This is a genomic window from Synechococcus sp. A15-127, from assembly GCF_014280215.1.
Taxonomy (GTDB): Bacteria; Cyanobacteriota; Cyanobacteriia; order PCC-6307; family Cyanobiaceae; genus Parasynechococcus.
This window is the reverse complement of record NZ_CP047948.1, coordinates 1,968,682-1,992,334: the sequence shown is the minus strand read 5'-3', so window position 1 is coordinate 1,992,334 and position 23,653 is coordinate 1,968,682. Positions and strand designations below refer to the sequence as shown.

Sequence of the window (23,653 nt, the reverse complement as noted above, 5' to 3'; positions counted from 1 at the left end):
CTTTAGCGGGGGCTTTTTTCATGGCTGCGGTCGTCAGCGCCAGCCCGTTGGCACGCGTGGGCCGAACCGTCGGCGGGCCCAGTCGTAGGTGGGGGCGAAGAAGGCGCGCATGTCGTTCAACACCGCATCCAGCCCCTCCACTGTTTCGCTCTGCTTGGGTGAGGCATGCACGACGCGGTTGAACTGTGGCGTCAGGGCAGGAGCCTCGAGAAAGTCGGTGAGCCGGTTGATCTCGCTCTGTTGGAACAGTGTTTCGTAGAAGCCGTAGAAGATCTCCTCCGAGGGGAAGACCGCCTCGAGGGTCTCGGCCATCCGCTCGTAGGTGGTGCGCGACCGGCAGTTGGGTTTGCGGTAGAAGCTGCGCAGCTGGCTCACTTCCTGCTCGGCTGTAGCCCTGGCTGCGTTCTGCCGTTCATGCCGCAGCCGGTTGCGCATGCGCAGTTGTGACCAGGCCCGTTCGACGGGATCGCGCATCAGCAGGATCACCCGGATCGTGAATCCCCGGGCTGTCATCCCTTCACGGATCAGCTCGAAGCTGCTCTGAGGAAGCATCGAGTAGGCCGGGGTGATGTCGCCGACATGGGTGACCGCGGCCTCCCGCAGATGCAGGTAATCGAAATGGTTGAAGTACAGCTCCGGTGAGAGGCGCATCGCCTCCTGCAACCGGATCAGGTCCAGCTTTCCCTTGCGGCGTCGCCGGATCATGGCCTTCGCCGGATTGTTCCTGCGCTGGGCGACCAGCTTGTTGAACACGTGGAATTCCTTGATCCCGCCGTTGCTGAACCAGGAGGTCCCCGACAGTTCCGACTCCAGCCAGGTGGTGCCGCATTTCTGGGCTCCCACCCCGAGCAGGAAGATCTTGCCGGCTTCGCAGCGGCTCAACCCAGCCAGCCGGCACTGAGGATCACGGCGAGGCTCAGGAATACCGCCAGGCAGATCCAGGTGGCGCGGTTGAGCGTGGCTTCGGCGCTGCTGGCGCTGCTGAACATCGAGCTGCCGCTCGCCGCCAGGCCGCCCATGCCGCCCCCTTTGGGACTGTGCAGCAGCACGAGAAGGATGAGCAGCAGGCCGGTGCCGATCCAGGTCCAGGACAGAATCGTGGTGAGCATCGCGTTCAGACGGTCAGGGGGAGACGGGCGGAGATGGCGTCGCGGTCGACCCCAGCCATCGGCTCGATCAGGCTGCGGCCTGTCATCGCTTCCGGTTGAGGCAGGCTGAGGATCTCCAGCAGGGTGGGGGCAATGTCGGCCAGGCCACCATCACCGCGCAGCTGGATGGAATTGCCATGGCCGGGCAGCTTGCGCCGTTCCCCCTCCACCAGGATCACCGGCACCGGGTTGGTGGTGTGGGCGGTCCAGGCGGCACCGTCAGGACCCTGCATCAGTTCGGCGTTGCCGTGATCAGCGGTGATCAGCATCGTTCCTCCCATGCGGCCCACAGCGTCGAGCAGACGGCCGATGCAGCGATCCACCGTGGCGATCGCTTCGGTGGCGGCCTCCATCACACCGGTGTGACCCACCATGTCGGGGTTGGCGTAGTTGATCACCACCAGGGTGTAGATCCCCTTCTCGATGGCGGCGATGCAGCTGTCGGTGAGTTGATCGGCGGACATCGCCGGTGAGAGGTCATAGGTGGCCACCCGGGGGGAGGGCACCAGGTGGCGATCCTCACCCGCTAGCGGTTTCTCGATGCCCCCGTTCATGAAATAGGTGACGTGTGGGTATTTCTCCGTTTCAGCCGTGCGGTACTGGCGCAGCCCCTGGCCGGCCACCACCTGACCCAGCAGGTCGTCGAGGGGTTCGGGGGGGAAGGCCACCACCACGGGCAGGTCCTGCTCCACCTGGGTGAAGGTGACCACATCGAGCTTCGGGGTGTGGCGGCGCTGGAAGCCGTCGTGGGAGGGCAGACACAGGGTCTGAACAATCTGACGGGCGCGGTCGGGGCGGAAGTTGAAGAGCAGCACGGCATCACCGTCCTGCATCACCACGTCCTGCAGGCGCACAGGCTCGAGGAATTCATCGGTGGTTCCGCCGGCATAGCTGGCGCTGAGCACCTGCTCCGGGCTGCTGTCGGTCCGAGGGCGATCAGGATCTGTGTAGAGGTCGTAGGCCTTTTCCGTGCGCTCCCAGCGCTTGTCCCGGTCCATGGCCCAGTAACGGCCGCAGAGGCTGGCGACGACCCCGACACCCGCGGCGTCGATCGCCGCCTGCACCTGGTTGATGTAACCCAGAGCGCTCTGGGTGGGTGTGTCGCGGCCGTCGGTGATGGCATGAATCGCCAGGCGGCTGATGCCGCTGTCGGCGGCCCAGCGAATCAGGCCGCAGAGGTGATCCACATGGCTGTGTACACCACCGTCGGAGCAGAGACCGAGAAGATGCAGGGTGCCACCGTTGGTCTTCACCCGCTCGGCCAGCTCCTTCAGGGCCGGGGTGTGACGAAGCTGGCCATCGCGAACGGTATCGCTGATGCGCACCAGTTCCTGGCGGATGATCCGACCGGCACCGATGGTGAGGTGCCCCACCTCGGAATTGCCCATCTGCAGGTCCGGCAGTCCGACGTGGGAACCGCTTGCCTGGATCAGAGTGCTGGGATAGGCATGGCGGAGGGCCTCCATCACCGGCGTCTCAGCCGAGCGGATGGCGTTGTTGTCGGAGTCCTCCCGATGGCCCCAGCCATCCAGAATGGTGAGGACCACCGGAGCGACTGTTCCGGTCTGGCCTGAACCGCTGGTAGAGCTTTTGTTCACGTTCACCCGTGACGGTGGGTTCTTAAGACCTTTTGCAGAATCAACCTAACGCTCCATCCGTCTGCAGGCCTCACTTTCCCGGATTCACCACAACGTCACCGTTTCATGTCTTCCAAGGCCGACAACGAACGGATCGAGATTTTTTCCGAGCGGGAGCTGGGGCGGACCCTGGCACGGCTGGCCACGCAGATCCTGGAGACGGTGGAGGACAGCCGCACTCTGATGCTGCTGGGGATTCCCACCCGCGGCGTCCAGCTCTCGCGTGTGCTGGCCCGCGAGCTGGAGCGGCTCAGTGGCCATGCCATCGCCCAGGGCGCGATCGATCCCACGTTCCATCGGGATGATTTGGAGCGGATCGGCACCCGTCTGCCCCAGCTCACCACCCTTCCCAGCAGCGTTGAGGATCGCCAGGTGGTGCTGGTGGACGATGTGATCTTCACCGGACGGACGGTGCGGGCGTCCCTGGAGGCGTTGCAGAACTGGGGCCGTCCGCAGCGGGTGATGCTGCTGGCGCTCGTCGACCGGGGCCACCGCGAGCTGCCGATTCAGCCCGATTTCTGCGGTCGGGTCGTGCCCACCCGACGCAGCGAGACGATCGAGCTGCGGTTGCGGGATGTGGACGGGGAAGAAGGGGTGTTCCTGCGGCGGCTTAGCCGGCCGACTTGAGCTCGTCGGCGCGGAAGTGGGCCTTGTAGCGACCGAAGGCCACGATCACCGGAAGCGTCGGGCTGATCACACGCCCCTTCCAGTCGTTCAGCACATTCACCACATCGCCGCTCTGGCCCTGCATGTCGAAGGCCTCGCCGCGATGTTCAGGGTGGTTGAAGACCACGACCGATGTCTCGACCGTCACCTTGTCTCCCACCTGCATGGTCGTCGCGTCGTCAGTTTGTGCATTTTGTCACGGTCCCTCCGCAGGGCGTCGCAGGCAGAAGCTCTCCGGTCCGTCCTCCTCCACGGCTCCGCCGAGGTTGCTGCAGCTTTCCTGGAACGCTTCCCAGGGATCCATGCCGCTCACGAGGCGGTCGCGCACCGCTTCATCGAGTTCGGCCCCGGCGATCACATCCGGATTGGACGCGCCATGCTGCTGGTGTTCCTGGGTGCTGCGCAGGGCGTTGATGGCGCTTTCGATCGTGCGCCGGCTGCCGCTGGCCTGGTCCTGCCACCAGGGGTGATCGAGACGGTTGAGGCTGTCGAGGGCTTCCCACCAGCGTTGATCGGCCATCAGCTGTTCCAGCCGATCATTCTCGAGACGGTTGCGGTTCCAGACCTCCTGCAGTTGCTCACCCAGGCGTCCGCTGCCGGCGGGCCTGCCTTGGTCGAGGGGGGCCAACAGAGCGATGGCCGACTCCAGCTCGCCGTCGCGGAACAGCTCCAGTGCCTGTTCACGCAGGTCGTCGCGCCAACGGTTCAGAGTCTTGCGGTCCAGGCTTGCATCGCCGTGGCCGGACTGCACCAGCTGCTGCTGCAGGGCCAGGGCGGCGTGACGCTCGCCCCGATCCCACAGCCGCTGAGCCTGCTCACGGCGGCAGAGGGCCTGTTCTTCCGGAGCACCCTTCCCCAGCCAGCGCAGGGCTGCCAACTGCTCGCTGTAGCGCAGGCAGGCGTTCAGATCACCAACACGGGAAGCCTGTCGAAGCTTTCCGGGGAGCTGACCCTCCCACCAGTACGCACCAGCCGCAATGGCCATCACGACACCGGCGGTGGCAACGACCCAGAGCCGAAGCAGCAGGTGGCGGCGGGGCGCCAAGGATCTCAAGGTCACGCACTGCCACTGTTCTATGGATCTCCTGGCGTCGCTCCCATCCCCTGTGGACGGCGTGATCAGCGGACGGTTCCCAGTTGCAGGGCCGGGAGCTCGCGACCGCTGCGCAAATCGTGGATCTCCGCGATCAGTGCCGCATCCGCGTCGATCCTGATGCGCAGGCGCAGGCAGTCCTGGCCCGTCTCCCCCGGGGGATCCAGGGGCAGCACCGCAGGGTTGCCGGGCCATGGCTGGTGCCGGACCTCCCCGGCGTCGCTGCTGCGCAGGGTGGGAATCCCCTCCACGAAGACCACGTCATGACGCCCTTCGGTCTGGGGCTCCGCCAGCACCAGTTCCAGTTGCTCCTGGCCGCTGCGGCTGGCCGCCATCACCAGTTCCAGGGGCTCTGGACTGGGCCAGGGCTGACCAGCCACGAACAGGGGGTGCCAGCGGTGCGCCCCACTGCGTTGATCCCAGGTCCGCATGGAGACTCCGTGTTGCAGAACATCCCGCACCTGCACTCCCGGGGTGAGCTGCAGGGCTCCAAGGGCGACCGCCTCCACCGGTGGCGGGGTGAGCAGTGGAGCCGGGGCCGTGTGTTCCTGCAGCCAGCGGCGCAGCCAGAGCAGCTGTGCACCGCCGCCCACGGCCACCACCCCCTGCAGATCCTCCAGATCGCAGCCGTTGCGGCGCCCTCCGGTCAGGGCCTCCTCCAGCAGCCGCTCCAAGGCGTCGTCCATCCCCCGCTCTTCCAGCAGCCTGTCGAGCTGCCGCCTTGAGAGCTGCAGGCTCTGTTCATCAGCGGACTCCTGCAGGTCCTGATCCAGGCCGAGATCCGGATCGCTCAGGCGGCATTTCAGCCGCTCGGCGGCATTCAGCAGGGTTGTGGTCGGCGCGGATGAAGGGCAGCAGGCGGCCACGATCCAGCGGTCGATGTCCCGGCCGCCCAGGCGCAGGCCCGCCTTCCCCAGCACCCTGGCCGTGCGGAGTTTCTGGCGGCTGCGATCCCCGAGGCTGCGGCCGTGGAGCCGCAGCAGCTGGGCGATCGGAGCCGCCCGGCCTTCGCCCCCTTCCAGTGACACCAGCGCCAGGTCGAGGGTGCTGCCGCCGAGATCCACCACCAGCAATCGCGATCCGGCCGGCAGGCCCGCCCCGAGGGCCGCTGCCGTCGGCTCATCCACCAGGGCGATCTCCTGTACAGGCAGGGCTGCGCAGGCCTGCAGCAGCCAGTTTCGGTACGGCTGGTAGGTCTCCACCGGGGCGGTGAGCACCAGGCGTTGAATCGTCAGGGTCGGGGGCAGGCGGTCCCAGATCTGCAGCAGCAGCTGTTCCCCGGCCCGTTCGGCAACGCCTGGAACCGCTCCGGCGCCGATGCCGCGTTTGAAATCACGGGCCAGCTCCGGCCCTGTGCTGTCGGCCAGGCCAGCCTCCAGCACCTGCCGGCCGATCAGGGGCGTGGGCTCACCCGCCCAGACCAGACTGGGCACCTCACCGGGGCGAAGGCTGATGGGTGGCAGGTCCAGCAGCTGAGGGTGTGGCTCGTCCTGACGCTGGATGGCCACCACGGTCGTGGTGCTCCCCAGATCGATGGCCAGGGTCGCGAGGGTTGAATTCTGAAGCTTTTCTTCTCCCACGCAGGCGAGAGCCGTGCTGATGGGCACGTTGAAGTGAGAACGAGATTACGGGGATCGGGTCAGATGGACCGTCTGCAGCAGCTGATCTTCTCTTTTTATCGGGAAGATCCCCGGGTGGAGGAGCTGCTGGAGCCTTTGCGGGACTGTCGCATGCGTCGCAGCTGGGGCAGCATCCGGATCGAGTGTCTTGACATGACCCATCTGGAGGAGGTGAGTGATCTGCTGACCTACCTGCGGTTGCCGTTGGCTGCCCTCGGGCTGGGACGACAGATCGTGCTGAGGGTTCCCGGTTCCCGTCAGCGCAGCTACCCGATGCACGTTCCGTTCACCAGCGATCAGCTGGCTTGAGATCAACCTTTAAAATCATTTATTAACGCGTGTATCAGCTGTGATTTCTGCAGGGGTGGATTCCCAGGACCTCGCCAAGCGAGGAGAAAGCCTGATCCGTCAGTCCAGCAACCGCTATCTGACCACCGTTCGGATCGCTTTCCGGGCCAAGCAACGCCGTTTCGATGACTTCGACGGGCTGCTGGAGGAATCGAGCGTGAAGCCTGTGCAGCGCGCCATTGTCGAGCTCAGCGACGAGCAGGATCAGCCCGACCTGCTGCCTGGCTGAAGCGATGGTTCAGCAGGAGGGACCCGGCTGGCGATTGGCCAGGGATCCCTCCCGGGGCACCTACCCGGTGCTCATCGGTGGAGAGGGGTGGGCGATCGAACTCACCGAATCAGAGTGGCGGGATCTGGGGAATCTCGTGTCGGATCTGGAGCGTCAGCATCGCGAGCTGGTGGAGCAACTCATGGAGCAGGAGGCCATCGAGCTGGAGCTCGAACGCGGCGTCTGGTGGGGCTGCCTGAGTGGTGATCGCCACAGCTGGACGCTGACCGTGCTGCTGTCACCGCGAGAGAACCGCGGGGCGGAAGGCCATTGGCCCGCGCCGGCGGCCGCGGCGATGGTCGCGGCCATGAGAACCCTGTTGGACACCATGGCTTGATTAGCGGGGCTTATGGAAAGCGCTTCCATTGATCCCTCCACGGCGCCGGAGCATGCTCTGCACAGGTTTTCCACAGGGTTTGCCGCAAAAGCGTCCCGCCCCTTGGTGTCTGTGGAAAGTGGTGATGTCCTGTTGCTTCCTCTTGACGCGCGGCCTTGGGGCCTGAGTTGGTGCCTGGTCGCCTGAGTTCCCTGTGCAGGAGTGCGGTCAGAGCTGGAGTCTCATGGGGAGATCGGCTGGACTGGTGTTGTGTGGGGTGCCCTTGACGTGCTCCTCGAGTTGTGGAGAAGTAGTGGTCGTTCCAGAGAGGGGTGATGCAGACAACGCTCGATTCGGTCGAATCAGTTCAAGTGAGCAGCGAAAGCGTGGTGAGTTTTCAGTCGGAACTACCGCTGCCCCTGCAGCAGGCGATGCTCCACTTCATTGAGCAGCACCCCAACTGGGACCAGTACCGCCTGGTGCAGGCCGCGCTCGCCGGCTTTCTTGTGCAGAACGGCGTCGATTCCCGCGAGATCACCCGCGTCTACGTCGGCAACATGTTCCGCCGGGCATCCCTGCTGCCGGGCGTCTGAGCCCTGCAGCAGGCCATCAGGACGAGCGCGCTCAAGGGCAGGGTGATCAGCAGTCCGACACTGGCCACCAGCAGACCCAGCAGATTCAATCCCCCGAGCAGGCCGAGCAGAGCCAGCACCTTGAGCCAGTTGCTGCGGACCAGTTGAAGGCTCTGATCCATGGCCTGCAGGGCCCGGCAACGGCGGTGCACCAGCAGCGGCAGGGCCAGCACCTGGCTGAACAACCAGCTCAGCAGCAGCAGGCCACCTCCGATCACCACCAGTCCGGCCAGGGTCGTGCTGATCCGCCCCATCACCCAGCTGAGGCTCTGAATCAGGGCGATGCCCCCCAGAGGCAGCAGGATCTCCATCAGCAGCAGTGCCAGGGACTGCCGCAGCAGAAAGCTGCGGCGACCCAGGGGACGCTGCGGTTGCTGGGGTGGCAGCAGGGTATCGGCCAGCTGCAGCAGCCCCAACAGAGGCAGCAGCGGAAGCAGCAGGCTGAGCACCACGGCGAGATCACCCAGCTGAGCCAGCCCCAGTCGTCTCAGGTCCTCGCCGATCACCGCCAGGCCCGCGCCGCTGAGCACCACCAGGGACGCCAGGCCGACGCAGCGCCACGGTGCTCGCCCGAAGGCGACCCAAGCCCTGGGCAGGGCCCGCAGCAGTGGCAGCTCAGTGGAAGGGGCCAAGCCGCTCCAGCAGGTCGAGGGCCGTCTCCTCCGGCACCGGCAGGATGGACAGCCGATTGCCGCGTCGGATCACCGGCAGCTGATCGACGTCGTAGAGCTCACGCAGCTGATCGAGACTGAGCATGGTCTTGAAGGCGCCCAGAAAGCGCAGCCGGGCGCAATCCCAGCGCGGAGCGTCCGGACTGGACTTGGCGTCGTAGTACTTGGCGGCGGGATCGAACTGTGTGGGGTCCACCAGAGCTGTTTCGGTCACCTCCATCAGCCCCACGATTCCGGGCGGCTTGCAATTGGAGTGATAGAAGAAGGCCCTGTCACCAGCCGTCATGGTGCGCATGAAATTGCGCGCCTGGTAATTACGGATGCCATCCCAGAGGGTGGTGCCCTCCCGCCGCAAGTCGTCGATGCCGTAAGCATCGGGCTCGCTCTTCATCAGCCAGTACGCCACGACAACCGCGTCGGTGGCCACATCATCGGATCGAGAGGGGGGACCTGCTGAATTTCTGGTCGATCCGGCTCAGTTCAACCCGGAGGATGCCTGGATCAGCTGGCGGAAATGGTCGCCGCGCGCTTCGAAATCGGTGTATTGATCAAAGCTGGCGCAGGCCGGGGAGAGCAGCAGGCTGGCGGCTTTGAGGCGGCAGCCCTCAGCCAGGGCGAGCGGAACGGCCTCGGGCAGGTCCTGGCACCGGTGCAGCACGCCAGGGAATCCACTCGCGTCAATCAGCGTCTGCAACTCCTCGGCTCCGGCTCCGAACAGCACCACGGCGCAGGCCCTCTGCTTCAACTGCTTCAGCCAGCCCGCGGCTTCGCCCCGCTTGGTCTCGCCCCCCGCCAGCACCACCACCGGCGCCGTCATCGCCCGCAGGCCCACCTCCGCCGCGTCGTAGTTGGTGGCCTTGCTGTCGTTGAACACGCTCAGGCCGTTCACGGTTCCCAGCCGCTCAAGGCGATGGGGCACACCGGGGAACCGGCGCAGTGCGGCCTCGATCTCGGCGGCAGGGAGGCCGATGCGCCGGGCGGCCGCCGTGACCATCAGCAGGTTCTGGCGGTTGTGCAGCCCCGGCATGGCCAGTGCTGTGGCAGGGAAGAGCGGTCCGTCCGCAGCGCGAACCTGATCGTCGGCATCGATCCAGAGATCGGCGTCCTGTCCATCGGGACGGGGCCCTGCGGCGCTCACCCAGATCCCCCGCGGCTGCCAGCTCCCGCGCTGCTGGCGCAGGTCGGGGTCATCGGCGTTGAAGATCGCCAGGTCGGAGCGCTCCAGCAGGCCGCGCTTGATCGCCCGGTAGGCCTCGAGGGTGCCGTGGCGTTCGAGATGGTCCGGTGTGAGCGTCGTCCAGAGGCCGATGCGGGGGGCCAGCTCCGGTGTCGCTTCGATCTGATAACTGCTGAGTTCCATCACCATCCAGTCCGGCTCCGGCCCGGATGCCTGCTTGAGCTGCAGGGCCATCTCGGCGGCGGAGACCCCCATGTTTCCGCCCATGGGGGCGCGCAGCCCGGCGCACTCGAGCACGTGGCTGAGCAGATGGGTGACGGTGGTCTTGCCGTTGGTGCCGGTGATGCCCACCCAGGGCAGGTGGCGCAGGGCCTGCCAGGCCAGGTCCATCTCACCGCGCACCCGGATGCCCTGCGAGCGCAGGCTGTGGAGGGTGGGGTGATCCCAGGCGATGCCTGGGCCGATCACCACCGTGTCGAAACATCCGTGCCAGGGCTGGAAGCTCTCCGGCTCCAGCGGCAGCCCCAGAGTTACCTCGATTCCCTGTTGACGCAGCGGTGCAGCCCGCTCCTCATCCTGCGGGGTGTTTCCCCGCTCCATCACGCTGACGGGAATGCCGTTGTGGTGCAGAAGACGAGCCGCACCGATGCCAGAGCGTCCCAGCCCCACAACGATCGTGCGATCCATCAAAAACGTTTCCCTGACTGGGGAGTGGGCGATACTGGATTTGAACCAGTGACTCCTACAATGTCAATGTAGTGCTCTACCCCTGAGCTAATCGCCCGCAGCTGATCAACAATTCGTCCCTGTTCGGATCGACGTTTGATCGAGTTAGGAGAGTAGCAGTCGGTCCGCAGTCCGCAGCTCAGGTGCGCTTCAGTTCAACGCGCCAGCGCTCCCGTTTGGTGAGCGTCAGGGAGAGCACCTCGACCATGCCGCGGTCCTGAAGCTGCAGCCGGTCCCCCACCACCAGCTCACGGCTGGCGACTCGGATGGGCTGCCAGTTGTGCCGCAACCGGCCGGCCTTGATCTGACTGATCACCTTCGAGCGGGAGATGCCGAAACCGGCGGAGGCGATGGCGTCGAGGCGACAGGAGGCCTCCACGCTGCTGAGCGTGCGGGGTGCCCGGATGGCCGGCAGTTGCAACTGCTCCAGCGGACGCCGCTCGCAACGGATCGGCACGTCCCGCACCTGGCCGTGGCCAGCATCCAGCAGCTCGGCACAGATGGGTGTGCACAGTCCCTGTCCACCGCGGTCACCGCGCACCCAGAGGTCCCCCAGTCCCTCCGCCGGTGCTCCCATCGCCTGCAGGGCCTGACGCAGATCGGCGGGGCTGAGGGGGTCGAACAGGAAGTTGCCCTCGATCAGCAGCCCCTCGATCGGCAACGGCTCTTCCGGAGCGGCATCGCGGCGGTGACAGAGCAGCCGGCAGCGCTCCGCTCCGGCATGGCCACCCTGGCGCTCCCACAGCAGTTCACTCAGGTGGCCGAGCCGTTCGAGCGCCTCCTCCTGCAGCGGGGCGGAGAGAAATCCACTCCACCGGGGTTGCCAGGTGCGCAGCACCTCCTCGGCCAGGTCGAGCAGAGGCTCGAGCCCCTTCGGGTCCTGACTTCCCTCAAGCAGTTGGTCGCGCGGCAGCGTCACAGCTCGCTCAGGCGCACCACCTGCAGCGGCCGGCAGCGCTGCACCGTCTGCCAGGGCAGATCGATGCCGGTCGGTGTCTCCAGCAGCAGCAGCCAGCGGCCTTCCTCGCGGCGGTTGCGCAGGATCCGAACGCCGTCCTCGTTCTCGGAGTTGACGCTGGCGGCGGCCGCATAGCTGCCCATCAGGCCGGATCCCATGCCCAGCAGCCCGCCGATCAGGGTCTCGCCCCAGGGACCGAAGCTGGCGAACGTGGTCAGGTTGGTGATCTTGGTGAAGGTCACCCCAGCAAGGAATCCGAAGGGCATCAGCCAGCGGGCCATCGTCTTCTGTCGCCGCTGCCGCGTGAGGTTGGGACTGAGCAGTTCGACGCGGTCGATGCTGTCCCCCTCGGGCGGGATGGTGATGCTCCTGCTCAGACGGAGCTGCGGGTCGTTCAGCTGCTCGGTCAGCTGATCCGCCGCAGCCTGATCGGCCAGCACCACCACACAGATCGCCATCCCCTCACACCGGAAAGCTGAATTCTGAACCCTGTCCTTTGAACGACTGGCGGTGTGGGTGCTGATCACTACAGTTCGGCGCGGCTGTTCCGCGCCCTTTCATGACGAAAGTTCTGGTTTCCGATCCCATTGACAAGGCCGGGATCGACATTCTCAGTCAGGTGGCGCAGGTGGATGAGCGCCCCGGCATGTCGGCCGAGGAGCTGAAGGCCTGCATCGGCGACTACGACGCTCTGATGATCCGTTCGGGCACGCAGGTGACGGCCGACGTCATCGCCGCGGCGTCCAGGCTCAAGATCATCGGCCGTGCCGGCGTCGGTGTCGACAACGTCGATGTGCCCGCGGCCACCCAGCGGGGAGTCCTGGTGGTGAATTCGCCGGAGGGCAACACCATCGCGGCCGCGGAGCATGCCCTGGCGATGATGCTCTCGCTGTCCCGGCATGTGCCCCAGGCCCATGCGGGTATGCGGGCCGGCAAGTGGGACCGCAAGAAATACGTCGGCAACGAGCTTTATAAAAAGACGCTCGGTGTGGTGGGTCTGGGCAAGATCGGTTCCCATGTGGCCCGCGTCGCCAGGGCCATGGGCATGGAGGTGATCGCCTACGACCCCTTCATCGCCGCCGACCGCGCCCAGCAGATGCAGGTGCGGCTCACCGATCTGGATGAGCTGTTCCGTACAGCGGATTACGTGACCCTGCACATCCCGCGCACCAAGGACACCGAGAACCTGGTGAATGCAGAGCTTTTGCGCACGATGAAACCGACGGCCCGCATCGTGAACTGCGCCCGCGGCGGCGTTGTCGATGAGTCGGCCATCTCCGAAGCCATTCAGAACGGTGTGATCGCCGGGGCCGGCCTGGATGTTTACGCCAGCGAGCCCCTGGCGGAGGATTCGCCGCTGCGGGCCGTGGAACGCGGTCTGGTGCTGACGCCCCACCTCGGAGCATCCACGGAGGAAGCCCAGGAGAACGTGGCGGTGGATGTCGCCGAGCAGATCCGGGATGTGCTGCTGGGGCTGCCGGCTCGCAGCGCCGTCAACATTCCTGGCCTGAGCGCCGAGATCATGGAGCGGCTCAAGCCCCACCTGCAGTTGGCGGAAACCGTCGGCCGGCTCGTCAGTCAGCTGTCCGGCGGTCAGGTGCAGGAGCTGGAGCTCCGGCTCCAGGGTGAATTCGCCAGCCATCCCTCGCAGCCCTTGCTGATCGCATCCCTCAAGGGCTTGCTGGGAGCGGTGCTGGGGGACAGCATCAATTTCGTGAATGCCTCCCTCGAAGCCAAGGCCCGTGGCATCCGCGTGCTGGAGGTGAAGGACGAGGCCAGCCGCGATTTCGCCGGCGGCTCACTGCAGCTCACCAGTCGTGGGGATCAGGGCAGCCGCAGCGTGACGGGAACCGTGTTCGCCGATGGGGATCTGCGGATCACCAATATCGACGAATTCCCGGTGAACGTGACCCCAAGCAGCCACATGCTGTTCACGCGCCACCGGGACATGCCCGGCATCATCGGCCAGCTGGGATCGATGCTCGGCGAGCACAACGTGAACATCGCGGCGATGCAGGTGGGACGCAAGATCGTCCGCGGCGATGCGGTGATGGTGCTGAGCATCGATGACCCGATTCCTGCAACGCTGCTGCAGACGATCACGGCGATTGAGGGCATCCAGGAAGCCCATCCGGTAACGCTCTGATGTGGTGGCGTCTGTCGCTGCCCTGTCCTGCGGAACTCGAGGAATCGCTGCTCTGGAAGCTGGATGATCTCGGGCTTCATCGCCATGCGGTGCAGCATGCTCCGGAGACTCCGGAGCAGCGCACGCTGCTGCTGTGGTTGCCGCAGCCGGAATGGCCGGAGACCGATCGCCATGAACTGCTGGCGAGCCTGGCGCCCCTGGCCCATCCCTTCGGCCTCAGCCTGCCGCAGGGACACTGGGATGAGGTCGACGACGAGGACTGGAGTCTGAGTTGGAAGCAGCACTGGCAGCCCGATCCCGTGGGCCGCGCTCTGCTGATCCTGCCGGCGTGGCTGGAGGTGCCGGATGAGCACCGTGAGCGTCTGGTGATCCGCATGGATCCGGGCAGCGCCTTCGGCACCGGCAGTCACCCCACCACCCGCCTCTGCCTGGAGGCCCTCGAGCAGCAGCCTCCCCAGGGTGCCTTGGTGGCAGATCTCGGCTGCGGCAGCGGTGTGCTCGGTCTGGCGGCCCTCCACCTCGGGGCGCAGCGGGTGGTCGCCGCCGACACCGACTCCCTGGCGGTGCGGGCCACGGCAGAGAACCGCGATCTAAACCAGCGCAGGCCGGAGCAGCTGGCGGTCGCTCTCGGCTCGGTGGAGACCCTGCAGCAGTTGCTTGGCACCCAGCGGGCTGATCTGCTGCTCTGCAACATCCTGGCGCCGGTGATCGAGGCTCTGGCACCGGGGTTCGAGAGCCTGATCGCTCCCGGTGGCCGGGCCCTGCTCAGCGGCCTGCTGGTGGACCAGGCGCCGCGGCTGACGGAAGTGCTGGCAGCGCTGGGATGGCAGGTCAGTGAAACGGCCTCTCAGGGCCGCTGGGGGCTGCTGTGCATTCGCCGCCGGAGCCAGGAGGCGCCATAAGCCTGGCTTATCTGTGTATGGCCTCCCATTGGACCTTGCCCCGCCGAGTGGTTCGAGCGGCTGCAAGAGGCTCCGTTTGCAGTAAAAACGTCTAGTCCTGCAGGCTCGGATCTCCGGGTACCTGTACGCATTCACCAATCATGGCTTCCTACAAGGTCACCCTGGTCAGCGAGAGCGAAGGTCTGAACAAGACCATCGAAGTGCCCGATGACCAGTACATCCTCGATGCTGCTGAAGAGCAGGGCATCGACCTGCCCTATTCCTGCCGCGCCGGCGCCTGCTCCACCTGTGCCGGCAAGCTGACCGCCGGTACCGTCGATCAGTCCGACCAGAGCTTCCTGGACGACGACCAGATCGAAGCTGGTTTCGTGCTCACCTGCGTGGCTTACCCCACCTCCGATTGCACCATCAAGACCCACGCCGAGGAAGAGCTCTACTGAGCCCTTCATCTCCATCGGATCCCGATGGAAAACCACCCCCAAGGGGGTGGTTTTTTGTTGTCTGTCCGTCTTCCATGAGTTCATCGCAGAGCTGTCGACTTGAGCCGTTCTGAAGCCCAGGAGCTGCTGGCCTGCGGCAGTGTGCACACCAGTCCGGGAGGCCAGTACAGCTTCCGTGTGATCGGGCCCTGCTGCCGGCTGTTTGATCGCGAAGAACTGCCCTGGCCCTGCTGCCGCCTGGTGTGGCGCAGCAAGGAGCCGAGCTGGCGACGCGTCGGCAGGCGTTTTGTCCCCGATCTGGCGGCCCGTCGCTGCCCGTCCTATGCCGTTGAGCTGCTTCAGCCGGGCTCGCGCCCCACGGCCACCGTTCTGACGCTGTTCTCCCAGACCTTCAGCCGCGAGCTGCAGGAGTGGTGGTACAGCCGTCTTCCCCGCTCGATGCAGGCGGACAACGGCACCCCTGCTGAGCCATCAAAAACCCCAGCGGCCTGAGGGCCACTGGGGTCAGCCGATCAGCTTGAACTCAGCCGGATCAGAAGTAGATCTTGCCGCCGCCCCAGGCTGTTCCCTGAACCTTGGGAGACACGAGGATGTAGCCCGCCATCAGGCGCAGATCCTCGTCGTCGAGGTCGCGCATGGCGGGGTACAGCTCGGCGCTGCGCATGCTGGGGTGCAGTTCCGAAATGCTGTATTCACCGTCATAGGAGGTGGGGTCCTTCATGTAATCCACCAGCGCATCGACGTTGTCGCGGGCCGGGGTGGCCAGCGCGAGGGTCTCGGGATCGAGGCCGACGTTGTGGTTCGTCTTGGTGATGCCGCCGGCGTGGCAGGTGCCGCAGCTGGTGTTGAACACCTTGCGGCCGGCGTTGATCTCCTGCTCGCTGAAGGTCACCAGAGCTCCGTCGGGACTGCTGGAGACCGTGAGGGTTTCTGCATCCCAGCGGGCCGCTTCAGCGGGTGCCGCGAGAAGAAGGCCGATCAGCACCGGCACCAGGATCAGCAGTCCGCTGAGGGACCGTCGGAGAGAGGAGAAAGGAGAGGCCATGAAGGATGACGGGGACTGACGGATTCACCGCACCAAGCCCTTGTATCACGGGGGAGAGTCGCTCCGTGGCGGAATCACGAACTGTTGCAGCGGGGCTTCACGTCCAGGGTCATGAAATCCTTGGCGACCAGGGTCTCCGGGAAGATCGCCCTCGCCTCCGCCAGCAGGTCGTCCGGTGTAACTGGATTGCCATGGGCGTAGCGGGGACTCAGGTGGGTCAGCACCAGCTGGCCGACCCCAGCCTCTGCCGCGGTCTGGGCGGCCATCGTGCTGGTGGAGTGCTGTTTCTGAAAGGCCATCTCCGCTTCAGCGTGGGCGAAGGTCGATTCATGGATCAGCAGATCGGCGCCGCGGGCCAGCTCCACGGCGGCCTCACAGAAGACGGTGTCGGTGCAATACACAACGCTCACCCCAGGGCGGTCCGGGCCGCAGAGGCTGGTGCCGTCCATCACCCGACCGTCCTCGAGGGTGACGGTCTCACCCCGTTTGAGCCGCGCGTAGACCGGGCCGGGAGGAATCTCCAGGGCACGGGCCCGTTCGATGTCGAAACGGCCGGCGAGTGGCTTCTGCTCGACCCGGTAGGCATAGGCCGGCACCCGGTGGGTAAGCGGTGTGCAGCGCACCGTCAGGGAGTCGTCTTCGAACACAAGGGTTCCCTGCTCAGCCGCCGGTCGCACCCGGTGAATCTGGAGCGGATAGCCGATGCGGGTGGAGCTGCTGCTGAGGGCCCCCTGAAGAAAGGTCTCCAGGGGATCGGGGCCGTAGAGGTCGACTCCCTCGTTGCAGCTGCCCGACAGCCCGAGGCTGGCCAGCAGGCCAGGCAGGCCGAACACGTGATCCCCGTGCATGTGGGTGATGAACACCCGGCGCAGCTGGGAGAGCCTCAGGTCACTGCGCAGGAACTGGTGCTGGGTGCCCTCACCGCAGTCGAACAGCCACATTTCGGCCCGCTGAGGCAGCCGCAGCGCTACCGCTGAAACGTTGCGGGCCCTCGTGGGGACGCCGGAACTCGTACCGAGAAAGGTGACCTGCAAGGCCGCTGATCCTCAGTGGACATGCTGCCATCTGGCAGTGCCGGGGTGATCGGGGCACACTGGGCTGCCTCTGAATCGATCCGTGCGATCCGCTCCAGTCTTCGGCGCCGCCGCCCTGTTAGGCCTTGCCGGACTGTCGCTGCTGCATCCGCCGGTGGCCGTGCCGCGGATGATGGAGCCGCGCATGCGGGTGCTGCTGCACGAAGGTCCGCGCCTGCTTCTGCGGGCTGATGGCGAGCAGTTGCTGCGGGTGCGCGGTCTGCCCGGTGGTGAGGGGAGCTGGAGGCGTCTGGAGGTGAGCCTGCGCGGGGGGCGCCTGCTGATCGACTGTGATGGCGACGAGCGCTGGCTGGGTGCTGCTGCCGTGTTGTCGGTGATGAACGATGACCCGCGTGGCATCTGGCTCGGTCAGCGTCGCTACCGGGGCGAACTTCGCATCAGTGGCCGCGGCGGCACCCTGCGGGCGGTGAACGAGCTTGGGATCGAGACCTATCTGGCGAGTGTGGTGGGTAGCGAGATGCCCCATGCATGGCCTCTGGCCGCTCTGCAGGCCCAGGCGGTGGCGGCTCGGACCTATGCCCTGAAGCAGCGCAGCCGCGGCGGTGGCTGGGATGTGAAGGCCACCGTGGCCAGCCAGGTTTACAGCGGGGTGGAGGCGGAGACCGCCAGCACCCGTAAAGCGGTGGCCAGCACCCGTTCCCTGGTGCTCGTGCACGGCGGCAAGCTGATCGATGCGGTGTTCCACAGCAGTTCCGGCGGCGTCACGGAAGCCAGCGGCATGGTGTGGCGAAACCAGTTGCCCTATCTGGTCAGCGTTCCCGATCACGACCAGCACAGCCCTGTCCACCGCTGGCAGGAACGCTTCGATCCGATGATGCTGCGACGCACCTGGCCGGAGACCGGCGGGCTGAATGGCGTGGAAGTGCTCAGTCGCAGCCGCAGCGGCCGGGTCCGTCAGGCCCGGGTGCGCGGCCCCCGCGGCACGCTGATGCTCACGGGATCCGAACTGCGGCGACGCCTCGGCCTCAAGAGCACTCTGGTGAACTTCGAGATGGTCGCAGCCAGTACTCGGCCGGCATCCGAGTCGCTGCCGGCGGTCGCCAGCCCCGATGCAGAGTCGGGTTCCGGTCGCTCCCGCATCGATCGGATCACGGCCAGCGTCGGTCGTCAGCCGATGGGGTTACGCCCACGACCGGTGCGGCAGCTGAGGTCCTCGACTCCGGACCTGCTCGGCGCAGCCGCCCGGTCCCGTCCTGCTGCGGCCGGCCGCCAGTTGCTGGTGCGCGGTCAGGGCTTCGGGCACGGCGTGGGCATGAGTCAGTGGGGGGCCCATGGCCTGGCGGAGCAGGGTGCGGATTTCCGCGCGATCCTCGGGCACTACTACCGGGGGGCTGATGTGGTGCCCTTCCAGCCATATCACGATCCCGCCATGGCGCAGCTGGTGCCATCAGCGCCACTCTGGAGAGGTTGAGCCAGGCCCCCAGGCGTGTCGGGATTCCCCCATCAGCTGGAGCAGCGCTCCAACGCGGAAGCCCTGTGTGACGCTCTGGCGGAACGGCTCGAGGATCAGCTGCGGGCACGGCGCTGCGGCGATCGCCCTCTGGGCCTGGCCACTGGACGCACCATGGAACCGCTGTACGCCGCCCTTGTGCGGCGTCTGCAGGGTTGGCGCACGGACGAGCTGGCCGCTCTGAAGGCCTGCTGGAGCAGTTTCAACCTGGATGAGTATCGAGGCCTGGCGGCCTCGGATCCGCGCAGTTACCGCCGCTTCATGGCCGAACAGCTCGGGGGTCCGCTACAGATCCCGGATGGCGCCTTACGGCTGCCGGATGGCTTCGCCGCCGATGGCGATGGAGCCGCTGCTGCCTACGGCGCCGCACTGGCTCGCTCCGGTGGCATCGGCGTGCAGCTTCTGGGGCTGGGCAGCAACGGTCATGTGGGGTTCAACGAACCCCCCTGCGAAGCGGATCTGCCCTGTCGGGTGGTGTCTCTCTCCAGTGCCACACGACAGCAGAATGCCGGGATGTTCGGCGGGGATCCCGCAGCGGTGCCGTCGTCGGCGATCACCCTGGGGTTGCAGGAGATCCTCGCCGCCGAGGAGATCCATCTGGTGGTCACCGGAGCCGCGAAGGCGGCGATCCTGCGCCGGCTGCTGGCGGCGAGACAGCCTGATCCGCAGCTGCCGGCCTCCTGGCTGCTGCGTCACTCTCGGGTCTGGCTGTGGGCTGATGCACCAGCCCTGGCACCCCCCTTAGCTTGATCTGGCCGTTCAGACCTCGGCCTGGCAGCCCTGACATGAGCATCGAACCGCTGGAGCCTCGCCTAGAGCAGAGTTTCGAGATGGAGCGGTTCAACCGCTTCATCCTTGACTGTCAGGACATCGAGCAGCTGCGGGAGGTGGCTCTGGCTCTCGTGCAGCAGCTGTCGCAGCAGAAAGCCGCCAATTCCTGGATGGCGAACCGGGCCTCGGAATCGGAAAACTCCAAGCTCGAGATGTTGGCGACGATGATCCGCCAGCGTCCGGCGGAGGAGTGATGATCCCCCATCCGAGCGATGTGAATCGGCGGCGGCGTCGGGAGATTGCAGAGTTCAGCCCGTCTCTGTCATGAACGTCTCCACCTTTGCCATGTACCTCGACATCCTCGATCGGATGGAGGATCTGCTCCCGTGCCGGCAGGAGCGTTGCCTGAAGGCCGTGCTCAATGAAGCCAGGATTCACCTGCTCACGGTGGAACCGGAGGAGTTGCGAGCGATCTGGCAGGAGTTTCGCTGAGGTCCCTCAGCTGCTGCAGGGGCCGTTGGCGGTGATCTCGACTTCGTCGCCGATGGAGAGATTCTCCAGCAGCACCTTCAGATCCTTGTCGCTGACGTTGAGGCAGCCACCTGTGTCCTTGCTGCCGACACGACGTTCGTCGTTGGTGCCGTGGATGGCGAAGCTGTACCAGCGGAACTGACCGGCGTACTCGTTGAATTCGAAGGGCTGCGGCGTGGCCGGGACAGGCGCGAGACTGATGTAGCCGTTCCCGTATTCGCCGGTTTCGCCATCTCCCTTGAAGTCGATGGCGCTCATGTTGCGGAACAGCGTGCTCTTGAGATTGTCCCGGGTGCGTCCGGATTGTTCGATCAGCTCCGGCTCCATCTCAAAGATGTCGTCGCTCAGCATGGCGTTGACGCGAAAGGTGCCGAGCGGCGTGACGCCCTCCTCAAAACGCGATCCCTCACAGGCGATGCCGTATTTGCCGTAGCCGACGTGGAAGGCGTGGTTGAGACCGGCACCACTGAGAATCCCTGTGCTCTTCGCCGAGGCATTGACGTCAAGTTCGATCCGGACCCTGCTGATCGGATCCGCCTGTTCCGGAGGGGAGGAGGGCTCGGACTGGCATCCGGCCAGGCTCAGCAGCGCTGCGGCCAGCGCGATCGTGCGCGATGTACCCATGACGGCGACGACGTTGCGCGCATCATGCCGCTCCCGCACCGATCTGCTCAGGGATCTCCCCGAGATTGCAGCTAACGCTGCGCACGTCGTCCAGACCATCGAGGGCATCGAGCAGCTTCAGACACTGACCTGCGGTGTCGACATCAGCCATGTCGATGCTGGTGCTCGCATGCCAGCTGTGGCCCCAATCGCGCACGGTCCAGCCCTGCTGCCGCAGGCCATCCTGCAGGGCTTCGAGCAGCGTGAAGGGGCCGTGCACCACAACACCGTCGTCGATCAGGTCGTAGCCGTCGGCGTCGAGCTCCAGCAGGCTCTCCAGCAGAGCTTCCTCGACGTCGCCATCGGCGCTGATTGTCACCTCGCTGCGGTGTTCGAACAGGTAGGCAACACAGCCGCTTTCCCCGAGGTTGCCGCCGTTCTTGCTGAAGGCCAGGCGTAGATCCGCCGCTGTTCGGTTGCGGTTGTCGGTGAGGGCTTCCACCAGCACTGCGACACCGCCGGGCCCGTAGCCCTCGTAGCGGACCTCCGCCAACTGGGCCGCCTCAGCACCCTGCCCCGAGCCCTTGGCGATCGCCCGCTCGATGTTGGATGCCGGCACCCCGGCCGTCTTGGCTTTGCTGATCGCCGTGCGTAGCTGGAAATTTCCGGCCGGATCCGCCCCATCCCGCGCCGCCACCATGATCTCCCGCCCAAGTCGGGTGAACACGGCGCCGCGTTTGGCATCCACCACGGCCTTGGTGCGCTTGATCTGTGACCATTTGCTGTGGCCGGCCATCGCTGCAGAGCAGGAGCGTTCGCTGGTTGCGCAGGGTACTCAGGGCTTTGGCATGTTTCAGCCGGCAGCGCCGAAGACCACCTTCGGACGCAGCTGCTCCCCCTGCTCCCGCAGGCCGATGCCGACGATCTCCCCGTCGGCGTCGCAGACCACGATGGACTCCTCCGGGCCGTCCGGCATGCTCAGACGCCGGCCGCAGCGCCAGTCGGTCAATTCCGCGTCGGTCAAATCGCGTCGGGGCAGATGGGCAAGCGCCTGCAGCGGTGAGAGAGGCGCAGGGGGGGCGTCGTCCGGCTCAGGCAGCGCCACGGCCTGCCGATCATGGAAACCGAGCGCCTGGGTGCGGCGCAGCTGGGCCAGGCAGCCGCCGCAGCCCAGGGCCTCTCCCAGATCACGAGCCAGCGAACGGATGTAGGTGCCGGCGGAACAGTGCACCTCCAGCTCGAGTCGGCCGTTCGCCGGATCCCAGGCCAGCAGCGTCAGGCGATGGATCGTCACCGGGCGTGCCGGCAGGTCCATCACCTCCCCTCGCCGGGCCCGGTTGTGGGCCCGTTCCCCGTCGACGTGCACCGCCGAGACCTGCGGGGGGCGTTGTCGGATCGCTCCGCGGAAGGGCGTCAGGGCCGCATCAAGGGCCGCGATCGGCAGCGGCGGCCAGGCCGTCTGATGCAGCGGCTCGCCCTGCAGGTCATCGGTGTTGGTGGTGGTCCCCAGCTGGATCTGTCCGCGGTAGGTCTTGTCACCGGGCAGATACGGCAACAGGCGGGTGGCGGGTCCGAGGGCGATCGGCAGCACGCCGGTGACAGCCGGATCCAGGGTGCCGCCGTGGCCAATGCGTCGGAGGCCGTAGCAGCGGCGCAGGCGACCGACACAGGCATGGGAGGTGAGACCGGCCGGCTTGTCGATCACCACGAAGCCGAAGGGACCATCCACAGGGGCCATCCGAGCTGCAGGTCAGCGTGACTCCAGACTGTTGCATCCAGCCGGTGCGCCGCCCCCATGCCTCAGCTTCGTCGCAGCCGCGATGTGGATGTCAGCTCCTTTCTCCAGGACGCCCTGGCCGTGAAGGAGCATCTGAGCCGCTACCTGGATCTGTCGCTGGAGGTCGTGGAGCAGCGCCTGCCGCGCAGCACGGATGACCTGGCTGATCTGCATCCCGGGGCGTTTCGAGCCGAGGATGCGACGACGTTCTACGAGGACACGGTCGGCACCGGTCATCTGCTGGAACTGGCGGCCTGGCATCTTTCCAGTGCGGACTACATCGCCGACACCCTGCGGCTCCAGGGGATGGCGGCCAGGGGGCAGGTGCTGGATTTCGGAGGCGGCATCGGTACCCATGCGCTCTCAGCGGCTGCATTGCCCCAGGTGGAGCATGTGTGGTTCGTGGATCTCAACCCCCACAACCAGGCCTTTGTGCAGCAGCGGGCCGAAGCGCTGGGGCTGGCGCACAAGCTCTCGGTGCACCGGGACCTCAGCGGCACCGGTGACGTGGCGTTCGACACGGTGGTCTGCCTGGACGTGCTGGAACATCTGCCGGATCCCTCAGCGCAGCTGCTGGAGTTTCACGGGCGTATGGCATCCGATGCGATCGCCTTGCTGAACTGGTATTTCTTCAAGGGGAACAATGGCGAATACCCCTTCCACTTCGATGATCCGGAGCTGGTGGATCGCTTCTTCCGCACCCTGCAGGCTCAGTTCCTCGAGGTGTTCCATCCGCTGTTGATCACCGCCCGTCTGTACAGACCGGCTTGACATGACGAAGCCCCAGTCACTGGGTGGTGCTGGGGCTCTTTGATCCGAATATCCGCTCAGACAGCCGCGGTGATGTTGATGCGCTTGCGGTTGCGCAGTCCGCGGCGGATGCTTTCGAACTTCACAACACCGTCGGTCAGTGCATACAGGGTGTCGTCCTTGCCGGTGCCGACATTCACGCCGGCCAGAACAGAGCTGCCGCGCTGACGGATCAGGATCGAACCGGCCGTGACGGTCTCGCCGCCGTAGGCCTTGACGCCGAGGCGTTTGGAGTTCGAATCGCGACCGTTGCGGGTTGAACCTGTGCCTTTCTTATGTGCCATGGGGTGAGGAAGCGGTGTTGGGCGGGGGGTGTCGTTGGAGCGTCAGCTGATGGACTTGCCGCCCACGGAGATGGATTCAACCATCACCCGGGTGAGCTCCTGTCTGTGACCATTCTTGCTACGGGTTTTCTTCTTCGGGCGCATTTTGTAGACGATCACCTTGGGGCCGCGGCGGTGGGCCATGACCTTCAGGGAGACACTGGCGTCCTTCACGTAGGGCTGCCCGAGGGTGGTGCCCTTGGCGTTCTTCACCAGCAGGACGTTGTCCAGGGTGATGGTCGCGTCCACATCGGCATGGATGCGGTCGAGGTCGTAATAACGGTTGGCCTGCAGCCACACCTGAGTGCCCGACGCCTCGACGATCGCGTAGGCATCGGATGAGGAGGGAGCGACCTCGGCATGGGCGGATTCCGCCTTCACCTTGGAAGCAGCCTTCTTGGAGGTGGGTTCCGTCTGGATCTCAGGACGCTCTGCAGAAACCGGTGCTTCTTCAGAGGTGGTCGTCGCAGCTGCGTCGGCAGCAGGTTTGGTCTCGGCCATG

32 protein-coding genes and 1 tRNA gene are annotated in these 23,653 nt (G+C 65.9%); 14 read left to right on the top strand and 19 right to left on the bottom strand.

The annotated features are described in order from the left end of the window. Positions 1–33: 33 nt before the first annotated feature. The 3 genes from SynA15127_RS10625 to gpmI are packed head-to-tail and all read right to left on the bottom strand — an operon-like array spanning position 34 to position 2,752. Positions 34–882, bottom strand: coding sequence for a sulfotransferase domain-containing protein (locus SynA15127_RS10625; RefSeq protein ID WP_186484079.1), 849 nt, complete (start codon positions 880–882; stop codon positions 34–36). Then, entirely contained in the window at positions 879–1,109 is a 231-nt protein-coding gene (gene secG / locus SynA15127_RS10620; protein WP_186484078.1) for a preprotein translocase subunit SecG, read from the bottom strand. Before secG ends, SynA15127_RS10625 begins: the two co-directional genes overlap by 4 nt. A 5-nt stretch (positions 1,110–1,114) precedes the next feature. Then, positions 1,115–2,752 (bottom strand): 2,3-bisphosphoglycerate-independent phosphoglycerate mutase, encoded by a 1,638-nt coding sequence (gene gpmI, locus SynA15127_RS10615; RefSeq protein WP_186484077.1) that lies wholly within the window; start codon positions 2,750–2,752, stop codon positions 1,115–1,117. 99 nt (positions 2,753–2,851) lie between these two features. On the opposite strand from gpmI, the gene pyrR reads away from it, so the two are divergent. Further along, on the top strand, positions 2,852–3,412 hold the full coding sequence (pyrR, locus tag SynA15127_RS10610) for a bifunctional pyr operon transcriptional regulator/uracil phosphoribosyltransferase PyrR (RefSeq protein WP_186484076.1): 561 nt from the start codon (positions 2,852–2,854) through the stop codon (positions 3,410–3,412). On the opposite strand, the gene SynA15127_RS10605 is transcribed toward pyrR, so the two are convergent. The 3 genes from SynA15127_RS10605 to SynA15127_RS10595 all read right to left on the bottom strand — a co-directional run bounded on the left by SynA15127_RS10605 (position 3,396) and on the right by SynA15127_RS10595 (position 6,124). Then, entirely contained in the window at positions 3,396–3,617 is a 222-nt protein-coding gene (locus SynA15127_RS10605) for a ferredoxin-thioredoxin reductase variable chain (RefSeq protein WP_186484075.1), read from the bottom strand. The two genes, pyrR and SynA15127_RS10605, sit on opposite strands and share 17 nt — an antisense overlap. 30 nt (positions 3,618–3,647) lie before the next feature. Beyond that, a complete protein-coding gene (locus SynA15127_RS10600; RefSeq protein WP_186484074.1) occupies positions 3,648–4,496 on the bottom strand; it encodes a hypothetical protein in 849 nt (282 codons plus the stop codon). A gap of 74 nt (positions 4,497–4,570) precedes the next feature. Continuing rightward, positions 4,571–6,124: an Hsp70 family protein gene (locus tag SynA15127_RS10595; RefSeq protein WP_186485702.1), complete on the bottom strand. Its 1,554-nt coding sequence runs from the start codon at positions 6,122–6,124 to the stop codon at positions 4,571–4,573. Between the two features lie 63 nt (positions 6,125–6,187). Between SynA15127_RS10595 and SynA15127_RS10590 the strand changes: the two genes are divergently transcribed. The 4 genes from SynA15127_RS10590 (at position 6,188) to SynA15127_RS10575 (ending at position 7,688) form a co-directional block, all read left to right on the top strand. Further along, positions 6,188–6,472: a hypothetical protein gene (locus SynA15127_RS10590; protein WP_186484073.1), complete on the top strand. Its 285-nt coding sequence runs from the start codon at positions 6,188–6,190 to the stop codon at positions 6,470–6,472. A gap of 40 nt (positions 6,473–6,512) precedes the next feature. Next, positions 6,513–6,740 (top strand): DNA-directed RNA polymerase subunit omega, encoded by a 228-nt coding sequence (locus tag SynA15127_RS10585; protein ID WP_043692626.1) that lies wholly within the window; start codon positions 6,513–6,515, stop codon positions 6,738–6,740. Positions 6,741–6,744: 4 nt separating this feature from the next. Continuing rightward, complete coding sequence (locus SynA15127_RS10580) at positions 6,745–7,116, top strand: DUF1818 family protein (protein ID WP_186484072.1); 372 nt, start codon at positions 6,745–6,747, stop codon at positions 7,114–7,116. A gap of 314 nt (positions 7,117–7,430) precedes the next feature. Continuing rightward, positions 7,431–7,688 (top strand): DUF2811 domain-containing protein, encoded by a 258-nt coding sequence (locus SynA15127_RS10575; RefSeq protein WP_186484071.1) that lies wholly within the window; start codon positions 7,431–7,433, stop codon positions 7,686–7,688. Here SynA15127_RS10575 and SynA15127_RS10570 read toward each other — a convergent pair. From SynA15127_RS10570 to SynA15127_RS10545, 6 genes are all read right to left on the bottom strand, one after another. Continuing rightward, on the bottom strand, positions 7,640–8,359 hold the full coding sequence (locus SynA15127_RS10570; protein ID WP_186484070.1) for a hypothetical protein: 720 nt from the start codon (positions 8,357–8,359) through the stop codon (positions 7,640–7,642). The genes SynA15127_RS10575 and SynA15127_RS10570 overlap by 49 nt on opposite strands. Next, positions 8,343–8,789 (bottom strand): EVE domain-containing protein, encoded by a 447-nt coding sequence (locus tag SynA15127_RS10565; protein ID WP_186485701.1) that lies wholly within the window; start codon positions 8,787–8,789, stop codon positions 8,343–8,345. The genes SynA15127_RS10570 and SynA15127_RS10565 overlap by 17 nt, the downstream gene beginning before the upstream one ends. An 84-nt stretch (positions 8,790–8,873) precedes the next feature. Then, positions 8,874–10,262: a UDP-N-acetylmuramoyl-L-alanine--D-glutamate ligase gene (gene murD / locus SynA15127_RS10560; protein ID WP_186484069.1), complete on the bottom strand. Its 1,389-nt coding sequence runs from the start codon at positions 10,260–10,262 to the stop codon at positions 8,874–8,876. 25 nt (positions 10,263–10,287) lie between these two features. After that, positions 10,288–10,359, bottom strand: a tRNA-Val gene (locus tag SynA15127_RS10555). 81 nt (positions 10,360–10,440) lie between these two features. Beyond that, positions 10,441–11,220: a photosystem II S4 domain protein gene (locus tag SynA15127_RS10550; RefSeq protein WP_186484068.1), complete on the bottom strand. Its 780-nt coding sequence runs from the start codon at positions 11,218–11,220 to the stop codon at positions 10,441–10,443. Then, positions 11,217–11,717 (bottom strand): hypothetical protein, encoded by a 501-nt coding sequence (locus SynA15127_RS10545; RefSeq protein ID WP_043696892.1) that lies wholly within the window; start codon positions 11,715–11,717, stop codon positions 11,217–11,219. The genes SynA15127_RS10550 and SynA15127_RS10545 overlap by 4 nt, the downstream gene beginning before the upstream one ends. Before the next feature lie 101 nt (positions 11,718–11,818). On the opposite strand from SynA15127_RS10545, the gene serA reads away from it, so the two are divergent. The 4 genes from serA to SynA15127_RS10525 all read left to right on the top strand — a co-directional run bounded on the left by serA (position 11,819) and on the right by SynA15127_RS10525 (position 15,239). After that, positions 11,819–13,405 carry a phosphoglycerate dehydrogenase gene (gene serA / locus SynA15127_RS10540; RefSeq protein WP_186484067.1) on the top strand — a complete coding sequence of 529 codons (1,587 nt, stop codon included), beginning with the start codon at positions 11,819–11,821 and terminating at the stop codon, positions 13,403–13,405. Next, positions 13,405–14,307, top strand: a complete 903-nt coding sequence (gene prmA, locus SynA15127_RS10535) for a 50S ribosomal protein L11 methyltransferase (RefSeq protein ID WP_186484066.1) — start codon at positions 13,405–13,407, stop codon at positions 14,305–14,307. Before serA ends, prmA begins: the two co-directional genes overlap by 1 nt. 140 nt (positions 14,308–14,447) lie before the next feature. Further along, positions 14,448–14,747, top strand: coding sequence for a ferredoxin (locus SynA15127_RS10530; RefSeq protein WP_043692601.1), 300 nt, complete (start codon positions 14,448–14,450; stop codon positions 14,745–14,747). A 99-nt stretch (positions 14,748–14,846) separates the two neighbouring features. Continuing rightward, positions 14,847–15,239, top strand: a complete 393-nt coding sequence (locus tag SynA15127_RS10525) for a hypothetical protein (RefSeq protein ID WP_186484065.1) — start codon at positions 14,847–14,849, stop codon at positions 15,237–15,239. Between the two features lie 40 nt (positions 15,240–15,279). On the opposite strand, the gene psbV is transcribed toward SynA15127_RS10525, so the two are convergent. Together psbV and rnz are read right to left on the bottom strand one after the other, a co-directional pair. Continuing rightward, positions 15,280–15,792, bottom strand: coding sequence for a photosystem II cytochrome c-550 (gene psbV, locus SynA15127_RS10520; protein ID WP_186484064.1), 513 nt, complete (start codon positions 15,790–15,792; stop codon positions 15,280–15,282). 74 nt (positions 15,793–15,866) lie between these two features. Then, positions 15,867–16,826: a ribonuclease Z gene (gene rnz / locus SynA15127_RS10515; RefSeq protein WP_186484063.1), complete on the bottom strand. Its 960-nt coding sequence runs from the start codon at positions 16,824–16,826 to the stop codon at positions 15,867–15,869. Positions 16,827–16,908: 82 nt separating this feature from the next. Between rnz and SynA15127_RS10510 the strand changes: the two genes are divergently transcribed. The 4 genes from SynA15127_RS10510 (at position 16,909) to SynA15127_RS10495 (ending at position 19,599) form a co-directional block, all read left to right on the top strand. Next, the gene (locus SynA15127_RS10510; protein WP_255475477.1) at positions 16,909–18,297 is read left to right on the top strand and encodes a SpoIID/LytB domain-containing protein; all 1,389 of its coding nucleotides are present in this window, start codon (positions 16,909–16,911) and stop codon (positions 18,295–18,297) included. Between the two features lie 15 nt (positions 18,298–18,312). Continuing rightward, positions 18,313–19,086, top strand: a complete 774-nt coding sequence (locus SynA15127_RS10505; protein WP_186484062.1) for a glucosamine-6-phosphate deaminase — start codon at positions 18,313–18,315, stop codon at positions 19,084–19,086. A 35-nt stretch (positions 19,087–19,121) separates the two neighbouring features. Continuing rightward, the gene (locus SynA15127_RS10500; RefSeq protein WP_186484061.1) at positions 19,122–19,361 is read left to right on the top strand and encodes a hypothetical protein; all 240 of its coding nucleotides are present in this window, start codon (positions 19,122–19,124) and stop codon (positions 19,359–19,361) included. 70 nt (positions 19,362–19,431) lie between these two features. Further along, a complete protein-coding gene (locus SynA15127_RS10495) occupies positions 19,432–19,599 on the top strand; it encodes a hypothetical protein (RefSeq protein ID WP_186484060.1) in 168 nt (55 codons plus the stop codon). A 6-nt stretch (positions 19,600–19,605) separates the two neighbouring features. Here SynA15127_RS10495 and SynA15127_RS10490 read toward each other — a convergent pair whose 3' ends face one another. From SynA15127_RS10490 to truB, 3 genes are read right to left on the bottom strand one after another with little or no spacing between them, the layout of a single operon-like run. Beyond that, positions 19,606–20,301: a L,D-transpeptidase family protein gene (locus tag SynA15127_RS10490; RefSeq protein WP_370593985.1), complete on the bottom strand. Its 696-nt coding sequence runs from the start codon at positions 20,299–20,301 to the stop codon at positions 19,606–19,608. Further along, positions 20,285–21,037: a YebC/PmpR family DNA-binding transcriptional regulator gene (locus tag SynA15127_RS10485; protein ID WP_186484059.1), complete on the bottom strand. Its 753-nt coding sequence runs from the start codon at positions 21,035–21,037 to the stop codon at positions 20,285–20,287. Before SynA15127_RS10485 ends, SynA15127_RS10490 begins: the two co-directional genes overlap by 17 nt. Positions 21,038–21,094: 57 nt before the next feature. Further along, positions 21,095–21,979 (bottom strand): tRNA pseudouridine(55) synthase TruB, encoded by an 885-nt coding sequence (truB, locus tag SynA15127_RS10480; RefSeq protein WP_186484058.1) that lies wholly within the window; start codon positions 21,977–21,979, stop codon positions 21,095–21,097. Between the two features lie 57 nt (positions 21,980–22,036). On the opposite strand from truB, the gene SynA15127_RS10475 reads away from it, so the two are divergent. Then, a complete protein-coding gene (locus SynA15127_RS10475; RefSeq protein WP_186484057.1) occupies positions 22,037–22,789 on the top strand; it encodes a bifunctional 2-polyprenyl-6-hydroxyphenol methylase/3-demethylubiquinol 3-O-methyltransferase UbiG in 753 nt (250 codons plus the stop codon). Positions 22,790–22,845: 56 nt separating this feature from the next. Here the strand turns inward: SynA15127_RS10475 and rpmA are convergent, their stop codons facing one another. Together rpmA and rplU are read right to left on the bottom strand one after the other, a co-directional pair. Further along, complete coding sequence (gene rpmA, locus SynA15127_RS10470) at positions 22,846–23,112, bottom strand: 50S ribosomal protein L27 (protein WP_043692578.1); 267 nt, start codon at positions 23,110–23,112, stop codon at positions 22,846–22,848. Between the two features lie 42 nt (positions 23,113–23,154). Continuing rightward, a complete protein-coding gene (gene rplU / locus SynA15127_RS10465; RefSeq protein ID WP_255475662.1) occupies positions 23,155–23,532 on the bottom strand; it encodes a 50S ribosomal protein L21 in 378 nt (125 codons plus the stop codon). Positions 23,533–23,653 lie beyond the last annotated feature (121 nt).